This window comes from Vibrio sp. 779(2023) (genome assembly GCF_033344285.1).
GTDB classification, from domain to species: Bacteria; Pseudomonadota; Gammaproteobacteria; order Enterobacterales; family Vibrionaceae; genus Vibrio; species Vibrio alginolyticus.
Genome location: NZ_JAWPOM010000006.1, coordinates 97,188 through 109,062, shown reverse-complemented (window position 1 = coordinate 109,062; position 11,875 = coordinate 97,188). Strand labels below are relative to the sequence as shown.

The following is an 11,875-nucleotide window of genomic DNA, read 5'->3' as shown; positions in this document are numbered from 1 at the left end:
CTTAACTGATTGAGGTTAAGCGAAATCGAAAATGTCGATACCATTTTGTTCTGCATAGTTGATGTATGCAGAGCTCACACCGTTTAGTGTCACTTCAACATTGTATTCATCACTTGAGAATACTGCCCAGCCACATTCATTGTAAGATAAAGTCAGATCATCCGCTGAATCCAAGAACGTATCTCGAATGCCATCGTTATCAGTGTCTCGGCCCATATCAAAGACAAGTTTGTCATGGAAAATATTAAAATCGACAATGTCGGCTTTAACATCAATATCGTTGGAAGACACTGGCTGATCAGGTACACCAATAGCCAGGCGGTTTGTAAGCACGAAGGTGTCGTCTCCACAGCCACCGCTCAGTACTGATTCACCATCACCAACAACGAGCGTGTCGTTACCCCAGCCACCACTCAAGTAGTTGTTGCCTGAATAATCAAAAATTGTGTCGTCGCCGCAGCCACCAAAGAGTTTGTCGTTTCCTAATCCGCCGGATAGGAAATCGTTTCCAAAGCCGCCAGAAACAAAGTCGTTACCTCGGCCACCAAGCAAGGTATCATCTCCCCAGCCACCGAAGACAATATCATTACCTCCGTATCCTACAAACTTATCATCACCACAGAAGCCGAAGAAAATATCGGTTGTTTCAGAGCCTTTTGTGCCTGTCATATCGTCATCTTGAGATGTCCCAAAAATCCAATTTAGGTCGAGATTTAGCATAGACATTGTTCTATTCCTTTTTGTCTGATTTATGCCAATCGCCGAGAGTGCAGAGCGAACCTAGAGAGTCAGAGTACACGATAGCATTAGTGTTATTTTTGATGTGAACTAATGACTTAAAGACAATTTTTGTCTTGTTACCCACGACCTTGCTTTGCTATGAGCGCTCATTGTCTGCGGTGATTGGTATTACTTAGCAGCAAACAGGGACGGCTTATTTTTCGTTGCTTTCTAGCAATACGAACAGTAAACACACCCCAAGTGGTTATTGTTGTAACCCTGACAATTTTATCAGGTACCGCGTGGTTAAAGTGGTTCAGGAAGACCGATATTAGTGGGATTCTCGTTGAGCAATGCCTGCTTTAAGTAGTAAAAAAGTTGCAGAATAGGACTAATATTTCGGTCATTTTTGAAGTGAATTTTGGTGTGGAGAATGGCGCCGATTTAGCTTACATTAACTAAGAAAGTTACGTATAATGTCCGACCGAAAAATCCCACTGAAATGGGTAAATAGCAAAATACAGACCAATCCTGGTCTAGACGTCTGTGAAGACGACACATAGGTAGATAAATGAGCGAAAAGTTACAAAAAGTATTAGCACGTGCTGGTCACGGTTCTCGTCGTGAGATTGAATCGTTAATTAAATCTGGTCGCGTTAGCGTGAACGGTGTAGTCGCTAAGCTTGGTGAAAGACTTGAAGACGAGAGCAGCGTAGTTCGTATCGATGGTCACATTGTCTCTGCAAAGATTCAAGAAGAAGTGATTTGTCGTGTACTTGCGTACTACAAACCTGAGGGTGAACTGTGTACTCGTCACGATCCAGAAGGTCGTCGTACTGTTTTTGATCGTCTGCCAAAAATTCGTGGCTCTCGTTGGATTTCAGTTGGTCGTCTGGATGCGAACACTTCTGGTCTTCTACTTTTCACAACGGATGGTGAACTGGCGAACCGCTTAATGCACCCAAGCCGCCAAGTTGAACGTGAATACCTAGTACGTGTGTTCGGTGAAGTAACTGAACAGAAAGTTCGTAATCTAGTAAAAGGTGTTGAACTGGAAGACGGTTTAGCTCGCTTTGAAGATGTTGTTTACGCAGGTGGTGAAGGCATGAACCACACGTTTTACGTTGTTATCAACGAAGGTCGTAACCGCGAAGTTCGTCGACTATGGGAATCGCAAGAGTGTACCGTTAGCCGTCTGAAACGTGTTCGTTACGGCGACATCTTCTTAGACAAGAAACTGCCTCGTGGCGGTTGGATGGAGCTTGACCTGAAAGAAGTAAACTACTTGCGTGAGCTTGTAGAGCTTCGTCCAGAGAAAGAAACCATGCTTGATCTGAACAAAGACAACACGTCACGCAAACGTGAGCGTGCACGCAGCCAAAAAATTCGTCGCGCAGTTAAGCGCCATGAAGAGCGTGTTAACACGCCAAAAGGCCGCAGCAACAACCCTTCTCGTCGTAAGCCGAAGAAGACTGCTGGTGACCAAGGCGCACGCAACAAGCATCGTTAATCGATAGCAAAACATCAGAAAGGCTTGCCAATTCGGCAAGCCTTTTTCTTATCTGTTACATAACAAAAGGGTCTAAAGCCTATATAGAGCGGGGTGCTTTGTATAAACAAATATCTCAGCTAGACGAAAACAACAGATAAAAAAATACCAGCACTAGGCTGGTATCTTTGTTCATGATGAAGAAACGTTAATCGCGTTTCCAAAGCATATGGCAGAACTTATGTTCAGGGTCTCGGCTGATTAGCATACGAGCAAATACGTCATCAAGAACGTCATTTTCCTCATTTACTAGGCCGATACGAACCTCTGCATACACTTCTTTGTCGATCTCGAAGCCAACATGTTCAACCCAGTCATCACTGGTTTCAACAAGTTCTGCGGCACCACGATCTTCAAATTGCGCAGTAAACAGAATCACGTCAGCAGGCTCTAGGTTATCTGGAGCCATCTCAAGGAAAATGTCGTACGCTGCGTCGATGACGTCGTCGTAAGAAATCAAATCAGACATGCTTATGCTCGGCTCATGTATTTACGTTCAGCTGTGTTAATGATAACTCGGTCACCAGTTGCAATGTACTCAGGAACCTGGATGACAAGACCTGAAGCGAAGCGTGCTGGTTTAGTACGAGCAGATGCAGAAGCACCTTTGATTGAAGGGTCAGTTTCTTCAATCACTAGCTCAACAGAAGATGGTAGTTCAATACCCACTGCAGCACCGTTAACAAGGATAATGTGGATACCTTGTGTATCTTCGTTGATGAACAGCATGTCGTCTTCAACTTCATTGTGCTTGAATGTGTATTGTGAGTAGTCTTCGTTATCCATGAAGATGTGCTCATCGCCGTCAGCGTATGAGTACACAACTGCACGTTTGTTCATTTCTACCGTTTCAACAACGTCATCAGACTTGTAACGCTCATCTACACGTGCGCCCGTGTTTAGATCTGTACAACGCATTTTGTAGATTTTAGCGCCGCCACGACCGCCTGGAGTCGTTACTTCGATGTCTTTAACTAGAAGAGTTTTACCATTAGACTCGATTGCGAAGCCTTTTTTGATTTCACTTGCCTTTGGCATTGTATATTCCTATTCATACTTATTAAGCAAAACTCGGTGATTATAGCGCTAAGTTAGCCGCCTAGCATTAAAATTCATTGCAGAAATTTGTTGTTACTCCCATGACTAAACACCTGAATGGACTTGATTCAGTGAGTCGGCTAAGAGAACATATAGTCCAACTTCTTGAACCATCTGAGAACACGTTTTAAGTCATGTCTCTGCCTGTTATCGATCCTAAACAACCATTTCAACCAGAGTTTGCGCCTTTAATTAGGGAAGTCATCGCTTGTCTCAAAGGTGGACTGGGGCAAAACTTACACAGCGTTTATGTATACGGTAGTGTTGCTCGTAAAACAGCGATCGTTGGGAGGTCGAACTTAGACCTGGTTGTCGTTACTCAATCATCCTTTGAGCACAATCGCGCGACTTTGCTCAACACAATTAAGTGGCGTGCGCAGCAGAGTTACCCTCACGTGAATGGTGTATCGGTCCGTACAGCCTTAGTGAGCGAAGTAGCTAATTTAGACAGTATTTTCACTTGGGGTTTTATGCTTAAGCATTGCTGTGTCTGTGTTTATGGTGATGATCTAGCAGACTGTTTTGGTGATTACGTCCCAAGTTGGGAAATTGCTAAGCACTGGAATATGGATGTGGAAGATTGGATTACGGTGTATCGCAAAAAAATCGTACAAGCGAAGACGATAGAAGAGCAGGTGGCCGCCCAGCGAGTGATTGCTAAAAAGTTACTAAGAGCGTCATACTCTTTGGTGATGTATCGAGATAAACGTTGGTTTGATGACCCTATACAATGTGGCAAGGTATTCTTAACTTATCATCCTGAAAAGCAGCTTGAGATCGAGCGGCTAGAAATTTTACTTTCTGGCCGGGGTATTCCCAAGCGTTCTGTTATCGGGCTAATTGATGCGTTTGGTGATTGGTTAGTCAAACAGTACCAGAAAACAGAGTTTCGTATCGGCTAAAACAACCCCATTTGTGGCGCTGAAAGCCTGTCAAAATCCGTCCCAATGAAAGGGAGAATCGCATCTGCAACGGGTTTGAGTTGTTTATCAATGTAATGTTGATAATCAATCGGGCTATTGAGGTACTCATAAGGTTCAGGACCGTTCACGGTAATAATGTATTCAATTCGTCCTTTGTTTTGATACTGTAATGGGCGGCCAAGCTTGGCATTTATCTCATCCGCTAAACGAGCTGCACGCACTTGTGGCGGGACGTTCTTCTGATACTCATGCAGTTTTCTGCGCAGTCGCTTTTGATACACCAACTGTTCATCAAATTCACCGTTGTTAGTTTTCTCAACCATCTCTCGGACATAGTCGCTTGGATCTTCACCATGGAAAATCATGCTATAGAGTGTATTTTGAAATTTCTGTGCTAACGAGGTCCAGTCAGTACGGGCACTTTCTAACCCTTTAAATACAATCCTTTCTTGCTCTCCTTCACCGATTAAACCCGCATAGCGCTTTTTCGAGCCAGTTTCTGCGCCACGAATCGTTGGCATAAGGAATCTGCGATAATGGGTTTCATACTCGATTTCCAACATAGATGTTAGGTTGTACTCAGAACGCAGGTGTTCTTTCCACCAAGAGTTGATGTAATCAACTAATTGATTTCCAACAGCGTCAGCTTCTACTTGACTGTATGGTCGATTCAACGACACGAATGTGGAATCCGTATCGCCGTAAATCACTTGATATCCTTGCTCCTCAATCAGCACCTTAGTTTGCTTCATGATTTCATGTCCGCGCATGGTAATACTAGAAGCTAACCGAGTATCAAAGAAACGACATCCCGATGAGCCCAGTACGCCATAAAAGGAGTTCATGATGATTTTGATTGCCTGAGAAAAAGCTTTTTCATTGTTCTTCTTTGCAACATCACGTGCTGCCCAAAGCTTTTCAATCATTTCTGGTAAAAAGTGTTTCGTACGATGGAACTGCCCACCGCGAAAGCCAGGAACAGCCTCATTATCTTCTTTTCCAATATCGAGTAATAGCCCCTCAACCAAACCCATAGGATCAATCAAGAAAGAGCGAATAATCGATGGATATAGACTCTTAAAATCCAATACTAAAACAGAATCATATAGGTTAGGGATGGAATCCATCACGTAACCTCCGGGGCTGGCAATCCAATTTTCAGGGTGTAGGTTCGGAGCAACGTAGCCTGCTCGGTGTATCTGAGGCATGTATAGGTTTGTGAATGCTGCAACCGAACCGCCGACACGATCCAGTTCGACACCAGTGAGACGAGAGCGCTCTATTGCAAAGTCAAGCAGGTGAGTGTGATTGAAAATCTTATTCACTAACACGCAGTCTTGTAAATTATATTTAGCCAGCGATGGTTTGTCGGAGCGGTACATACGATTGATCTCATCCATGCGGTCATGCACGTTGTGGATTTCTTTACCTTCCCCCAAGAGTTCTTGAGATACAGACTCTAATGACCAAGACCGAAAGTGGTAAGTCGCCGTTTTTAGCGTATCGATACCATCCATCACAACTCGCCCGGGAATGGAGATAAACCCTTGTTGGCTTTGAGATGAACTTCTAAAAAAGCTGGCTTGGTCTGCTCTGCCAAGCATTAGCTTCATGTTGTGCCATTCTGCTCGTTTGTGTAGCAGACGAAAGTCAAAATCAATGACATTCCAACCGACAATGACATCGGGGTCGAATTTTTTAAACCAATCGATGAGTGCTTCTAGAAGCGCCTTTTCATCCTGGACCCATTGTATCGGTGTCTCCGAAGGTTCTGGTTCTCCGATCATGATAACGCGGGAATCCATGACGCTGTCTAATCCGATTGAGTAAAGAATGCCTTTCTCAGAGCATTCTAGATCTAACGAGACAACGTTTAACTTCGGCTCATATTGCCCCGCACGGCATTTTGCGCTCTGGACGCGTTGGTAGCCATTGGTGTGAGTCACATTGCCTGTAAACTCGATACTGCCTTTGATAAAACGCTCCATTAGGTAGCGATCGGCGAGGCGAATATCACTTTCATACGTAGTGATATCTTTTTGAGCGAATGTGTCTTTGAGTGCGAGAGCGTCTCTGGTTACATTGGTATAGCAGGCAGCAAGAGGCGTATGTTCAAACGTTTTGAGATCCAAAAGGCGGATGTCGACGAATATGTTTTTTTCTCGTGCGAGTGTCTTTGCTTGCTCTGAGTGTTTCTGAGCGATGAAAAATACTGGCTTCTCACCATTAATAAGTAACTGAGTAGGACCTGCTTCTGTCGAAAGCCACAGCTCGATTTGAGTTTGACCTTTGATGTCTCGTGCCTGTCGAGTTAGCAGGAAGCCTTGTTGAATATTCAAATGTGAGAAACCTTAGAAAACTTGAAGAACGTTAGTTTAACACTAAGAACTGTGAAAATAACCAGTAAAGAAAGCGTCTCAAATTTTTGCTGGAATTAGTGATTACAAGTTAGTCTTTGGTGCAAGAGGGACAGTGTCATTTTAAGTTATAGCGTGTTTCTCTGGGCAATATGAAACCTAGTTACTTGATTTATTGTACTTAATGTTGTTAATTGTCTTTTCTTAGATTTCGGTTCTGCTCATCACGCTCTAAAATAATAGAGTGGTTTATGAATAAGTTCTTGCTAAAGTTTGCGTTTCAGCACATATTCATAGAAAGCAATTTTTTGTCGATTACGTTAGTATATAGGCAGTCATACTGATATCCACATTTAACAAATAATGGTTATGTGGGTGCAGAACCAATACAAAGTGTGGAGATACAAGTTTGATAAATGTTTTCCTTGTAGATGATCACGAGCTGGTTCGCACAGGGATACGACGTATTATTGAAGACGTCCGTGGAATGAACGTAGCAGGAGAAGCTGACAGCGGTGAAGATGCAGTAAAATGGTGTCGCAGTAATCATGCTGACGTCGTTTTAATGGACATGAACATGCCAGGAATTGGCGGCTTGGAAGCCACTAAAAAAATTCTTCGCGTGAATCCTGATGTGAAAATCATCGTACTTACCGTTCATACAGAAAACCCGTTTCCAACCAAGGTGATGCAGGCAGGTGCGTCTGGTTATTTAACCAAAGGTGCTGGCCCTGACGAAATGGTGAATGCGATTCGTGTAGTTAATAGTGGTCAGCGTTACATCTCACCAGAGATTGCGCAGCAGATGGCATTGAGTCAATTTTCTCCAGCCTCTGAGAACCCTTTTAAAGACTTATCCGAACGTGAATTGCAGATCATGCTTATGATCACCAAAGGCCAAAAGGTAACGGATATTTCTGAGCAACTTAATTTAAGTCCAAAGACAGTCAACAGCTATCGCTACCGACTCTTTAGTAAATTGGACATTAATGGTGACGTTGAGTTAACGCACTTAGCGATTCGCCACGGAATGCTGGACACCGAGACCCTTTAGCGTGAATCCTCCTTTCGATTCGGCTTCCTTTCTCAAGACAGTAACTCATCAGCCCGGCGTTTACAGAATGTACAACGCCGAAGCTGTTGTAATCTACGTAGGTAAAGCCAAAGACCTTAAAAAGCGCCTTTCAAGCTACTTTCGGAAAAAAGTAGACAGTGAGAAAACTCGCGCGCTTGTCAGTAATATCGCCAAAATAGACGTCACGGTGACTCACACTGAGACAGAAGCGCTGATCTTAGAGCATAACTACATCAAGCAGTATTTGCCGAAATACAATGTGTTGCTGCGAGATGATAAGTCTTACCCTTATATCTTTATTAGCGGTCATAAGCACCCACGGCTTTCTATCCACCGTGGCGCCAAGAAGCGCAAAGGTGAATATTTTGGCCCCTACCCAGATTCTGGTGCAGTAAGAGAAACATTGCATTTGCTGCAAAAGATATTTCCTGTGCGCCAGTGTGAAGACACTGTCTATTCCAACCGAACGCGCCCATGTTTGATGTACCAAATTGGTCGTTGTGCAGGACCATGCGTTAATACCATCATTTCTGATGAAGAATATGCAGAGTTGGTTGGCTTTGTGCGCATGTTTTTGCAAGGCAAAGATCAGCAAGTACTCAAACAACTGATCGAGAAAATGGAAGTTGCCAGTCAGCAATTGCGCTTTGAAGATGCCGCTAAATTTCGCGATCAAATCCAAGCGATTAGGCGTGTTCAAGAGCAGCAGTACGTCTCAGAAGACAGCATGGATGATATGGATGTACTCGGGTTTGCTCAGGAGAATGGTATCGCGTGTATCCATATCCTGATGATACGCCAAGGCAAAGTGCTTGGTAGCCGTAGCCATTTTCCGAAAATCCCACAAAATACAAGCCAGCAGGAAGTGTTCGATAGTTTTCTGACTCAATACTATTTGAGCCATAACGAAGCACGTACAATTCCTTCTCGTATTATTTTGAATCAAGAGTTGGCAGAAGATATTGCGCCAATACAGAAAGCGTTAAGTGAAGTGGCAGGCCGTAAGGTTCATTTTCATACGTCGCCAACTGGCTCTCGAGCAAGGTATCTCAAGCTTTCGAACACGAATGCACTAACGGCGATTACCACCAAAATCAATCACAAAATGACGATTAATCAACGTTTTCATGCGCTTCGCGAAACATTGAATTTGGAGTCTATAGCTCGAATGGAATGTTTTGATATCTCTCATACGATGGGGGAAAGCACGATTGCGTCATGTGTTGTGTTCAACAACGAAGGCCCCGTAAAGCAAGAGTATCGTCGCTACAACATTACTGGGATTACCGGTGGTGATGATTACGCAGCAATGGGACAAGCGTTGGAGCGCCGTTATTCGAAGCAATTGGACGTAGAGAAAATTCCCGACATCATCTTTATCGATGGCGGTAAAGGTCAGTTAAATCGTGCGCATGACATCATTTCGCAGTACTGGGGGGATTGGCCAAAGCGTCCTATCATGATTGGTATTGCAAAAGGCGTTACTCGCAAACCAGGTTTAGAAACGCTGATTACAGTCGATGGGGAGGAGTTTCATTTACCAAGCGATGCTCCTGCGCTGCACCTTATCCAACATATTCGTGATGAAAGCCATAACCATGCTATAGCGGGGCACCGTGCTAAGCGAGGTAAAACCAGACGTACGAGTGCACTCGAAGGGATTGAGGGAATCGGCCCTAAACGACGTCAGGCGTTACTCAAGTACATGGGTGGGTTACAAGAACTTAAACGTGCAAGTGTCGAAGAAATCGCCAAAGTACCGGGAATAAGTCACTCTTTAGCAGAAATTATTTTCCAAGCATTGAAACAATAAGGAAAATCGCGCAACATTAAGCCGCAATGTGTAAGAGAATAATAAAATGCGTTTGAATATCCCGAACATTCTGTCTCTTCTTAGACTGTTCCTAATCCCTGTTTTTGTGGTTGTCTTTTATCTACCTTATTCATGGGCACCGTTTGCAGCAGCAATGGTGTTTTGGGTAGCGGGTTTTACTGACTGGCTTGACGGCATGTTGGCCCGTAAACTTGGCCAAACTTCTCGTTTTGGCGCGTTTATTGATCCTGTCGCTGATAAAGTGCTAGTGGCAACGGCATTGATTCTAATCACGGAACATTATCATTCAATTTGGGTGACCATTCCTGCGGTAACGATGATTGCGCGAGAAATCATTATCTCAGCATTGCGAGAATGGATGGCTGAAATCGGTAAGCGAGCGAGTGTTGCGGTATCTTGGGTTGGCAAAGTAAAAACTGTTTCGCAAATGTTCGCCTTATGGGTGTTGATATGGCGTTACGATGAATGGATGGTTTGGCTAGGCTTTGCGGCCTTGTATGTGGCAACTTTCTTGACATATTGGTCAATGATTCAATATTTAGCTGCTGCGAAAGACGATCTGTTGAATGAAGAGCACCATTAAATTCTGATGTTAGAAAGCAGGCTTAGTAGCCTGCTTTTTTGTATCTAAGGCAATCTACAGCATTTTTTGCTTCTCTCGCTTTTCAATGCTTGTTAACGGCCATGCTTGCAATTTGTATCTGGGGCTTTTGCTTCGATAGAGTTCCATTTGTGATCTAAGTCTTGTTTTTGTCCTTGGAGAGTCTTAGAGAGGCGAGTCTTCTGATTATTAATACTTCAATGCACGCAACGCACGGCCAGCAGTGTAAGGCGTAGCCAAAGTTTTATGATAAACAAGTGTATTTAAGCGATTTTTAGTATTAAAACTAAGCAATCTATCGTCTTTCGCACAAATTCTAGTCAAACGATTTAAAAAAATAAAAATAGTGTTGACTCGATCGCTCGAATCCGTAGAATGCATCCCGTACCCAAGAGAGCACGGCTCGAAAGGGTGGTGAAAAAGCTTAGCTTTATTCACAAATGAGGCGCCTTGGCAGAGTGGCTATGCAGCGGATTGCAAATCCGTGGACCTCGGTTCGACTCCGGGAGGCGCCTCCATTATTCTTTTGAGAGCGAATGGCTTTCGAGAAAAAATGCGACACTAGCTCAGTTGGTAGAGCGCAACCTTGCCAAGGTTGAGGTCACGAGTTCGAACCTCGTGTGTCGCTCCAAATTTTATTGATATGGCATTTAGCGGTATCAGATGGTGTTTTACTTTTCTGTAAAGGCATCACAAAGAATATTTGTGTGCCCTGGTGGTGGAATTGGTAGACACAAGGGATTTAAAATCCCTCGACGTTCGCGTTGTGCCGGTTCAAGTCCGGCCCGGGGCACCATCTCATATTAAATGCGACACTAGCTCAGTTGGTAGAGCGCAACCTTGCCAAGGTTGAGGTCACGAGTTCGAACCTCGTGTGTCGCTCCAGATTTAAGGCCTAACATGAAAATGTTAGGCCTTTTTCGTATTTTTTGAAAATCTCAAACTTCTTTTCTGTCACAGACTTCGTTAAGTAACGAACCCTTTGTCTCATTGACTCAAGTGATTGTTAATTCTGCCATTGCAAAACATCTTAGCTATTCCTACTAGTCTATGTTTAAACCATCACTTGTGGGGAATAACCACTCTTACTCCAGGCAAAGCTGTGACGAGAATGCTATCTTTTTAAATGTTCCGGATATAGAAAGGAATGTTTTACGATTAAGCAGCACAACCTTAAACCTCTGTTAGATGAGGTGATGATATCTCAAGAATATTTGTTTAAATAACAGCTGTTTGAGAGAAGCAGAAAAGCTTAGCTCATGAATATGAACATGCGAGTTTCGATGGGGTATGTTTTGTTGTGATTTACATCACTGTTACTAATATGAAAAATCGTTGCCAGAAGATTTTATTTTGTGATAAATTCGCGCGCAATCTCGGAGCGTAATTAACAACGTTTGATCTCTGGGGGATACGCGTAGTGACCATTCAAGCTGATTGTGACACTGCGTAGGGTAGGTATCGGCAAAGCCTTTTGTCGATAGACGGGATACTAATGCTGTAAACGCGGCATATTAATGGGAAACCCAACATTGAAACCTTTGAATAAACACACACTAATCAGCTTCATACTGCCGAAATGTCCTGTTTTACAAAACGGGTGCATTACAGAACCTTGATTAATCCCTTTTACATATAAAGTCGCGAGTATCGTGGCGGATGATCTGTATTTGTCATTTATGCACTGACAAATGCGGAGGGGTATTCACACCTCCTGT

At 43.5% G+C, this 11,875-nt stretch carries 9 protein-coding genes and 4 tRNA genes; 9 read left to right on the top strand and 4 right to left on the bottom strand.

The features are described 5' to 3' along the window. Positions 1-15: 15 nt before the first annotated feature. Positions 16-726, bottom strand: a complete 711-nt coding sequence (locus R8O70_RS10105; RefSeq protein WP_005376796.1) for a calcium-binding protein — start codon at positions 724-726, stop codon at positions 16-18. A 565-nt stretch (positions 727-1,291) separates the two neighbouring features. Between R8O70_RS10105 and rluB the strand changes: the two genes are divergently transcribed. Further along, a complete protein-coding gene (gene rluB / locus R8O70_RS10100; RefSeq protein ID WP_005376798.1) occupies positions 1,292-2,230 on the top strand; it encodes a 23S rRNA pseudouridine(2605) synthase RluB in 939 nt (312 codons plus the stop codon). A 187-nt stretch (positions 2,231-2,417) separates the two neighbouring features. Here rluB and R8O70_RS10095 read toward each other — a convergent pair whose 3' ends face one another. Continuing rightward, a complete protein-coding gene (locus R8O70_RS10095) occupies positions 2,418-2,738 on the bottom strand; it encodes an HI1450 family dsDNA-mimic protein (RefSeq protein WP_074191537.1) in 321 nt (106 codons plus the stop codon). 2 nt (positions 2,739-2,740) lie between these two features. Beyond that, positions 2,741-3,307 (bottom strand): elongation factor P-like protein YeiP, encoded by a 567-nt coding sequence (gene yeiP, locus R8O70_RS10090; RefSeq protein ID WP_005376801.1) that lies wholly within the window; start codon positions 3,305-3,307, stop codon positions 2,741-2,743. 194 nt (positions 3,308-3,501) lie between these two features. Here yeiP and R8O70_RS10085 point away from each other — a divergent pair, with 194 nt between their 5' ends. After that, a complete protein-coding gene (locus R8O70_RS10085; protein WP_053306582.1) occupies positions 3,502-4,269 on the top strand; it encodes a nucleotidyltransferase in 768 nt (255 codons plus the stop codon). Here R8O70_RS10085 and R8O70_RS10080 read toward each other — a convergent pair. Next, positions 4,266-6,629, bottom strand: coding sequence for a DNA polymerase II (locus tag R8O70_RS10080; RefSeq protein ID WP_258624374.1), 2,364 nt, complete (start codon positions 6,627-6,629; stop codon positions 4,266-4,268). The two genes, R8O70_RS10085 and R8O70_RS10080, sit on opposite strands and share 4 nt — an antisense overlap. A gap of 427 nt (positions 6,630-7,056) precedes the next feature. Here R8O70_RS10080 and uvrY point away from each other — a divergent pair, with 427 nt between their 5' ends. From uvrY to R8O70_RS10045, 7 genes are all read left to right on the top strand, one after another. Beyond that, positions 7,057-7,701, top strand: a complete 645-nt coding sequence (gene uvrY, locus R8O70_RS10075; RefSeq protein ID WP_005386783.1) for a UvrY/SirA/GacA family response regulator transcription factor — start codon at positions 7,057-7,059, stop codon at positions 7,699-7,701. A 1-nt stretch (position 7,702) separates the two neighbouring features. Next, positions 7,703-9,535, top strand: coding sequence for an excinuclease ABC subunit UvrC (gene uvrC, locus R8O70_RS10070; RefSeq protein ID WP_082240156.1), 1,833 nt, complete (start codon positions 7,703-7,705; stop codon positions 9,533-9,535). Between the two features lie 46 nt (positions 9,536-9,581). Then, positions 9,582-10,139, top strand: coding sequence for a CDP-diacylglycerol--glycerol-3-phosphate 3-phosphatidyltransferase (gene pgsA / locus R8O70_RS10065; protein ID WP_005394805.1), 558 nt, complete (start codon positions 9,582-9,584; stop codon positions 10,137-10,139). A gap of 462 nt (positions 10,140-10,601) precedes the next feature. Next, positions 10,602-10,675: transfer RNA gene (locus R8O70_RS10060), tRNA-Cys, on the top strand. A gap of 37 nt (positions 10,676-10,712) precedes the next feature. After that, a tRNA-Gly gene (locus R8O70_RS10055) sits at positions 10,713-10,788 on the top strand. Positions 10,789-10,866: 78 nt separating this feature from the next. Beyond that, positions 10,867-10,953: transfer RNA gene (locus tag R8O70_RS10050), tRNA-Leu, on the top strand. A gap of 13 nt (positions 10,954-10,966) precedes the next feature. Beyond that, positions 10,967-11,042 (top strand) — tRNA-Gly (locus tag R8O70_RS10045). The last annotated feature ends 833 nt before the right edge of the window (positions 11,043-11,875 follow it).

What these genes read in the sequence shown, in the direction of transcription:
- R8O70_RS10105 (WP_005376796.1), bottom strand. Translation starts at nt 726, where the DNA reads ATGTCTATGCTAAATCTCGACCTAAATTGGATTTTTGGGACATCTCAA.
- yeiP (WP_005376801.1), bottom strand. Translation starts at nt 3,307, where the DNA reads ATGCCAAAGGCAAGTGAAATCAAAAAAGGCTTCGCAATCGAGTCTAAT.
- R8O70_RS10085 (WP_053306582.1), top strand. Translation starts at nt 3,502, where the DNA reads ATGTCTCTGCCTGTTATCGATCCTAAACAACCATTTCAACCAGAGTTT.
- R8O70_RS10095 (WP_074191537.1), bottom strand. Translation starts at nt 2,738, where the DNA reads ATGTCTGATTTGATTTCTTACGACGACGTCATCGACGCAGCGTACGAC.
- rluB (WP_005376798.1), top strand. Translation starts at nt 1,292, where the DNA reads ATGAGCGAAAAGTTACAAAAAGTATTAGCACGTGCTGGTCACGGTTCT.
- pgsA (WP_005394805.1), top strand. Translation starts at nt 9,582, where the DNA reads ATGCGTTTGAATATCCCGAACATTCTGTCTCTTCTTAGACTGTTCCTA.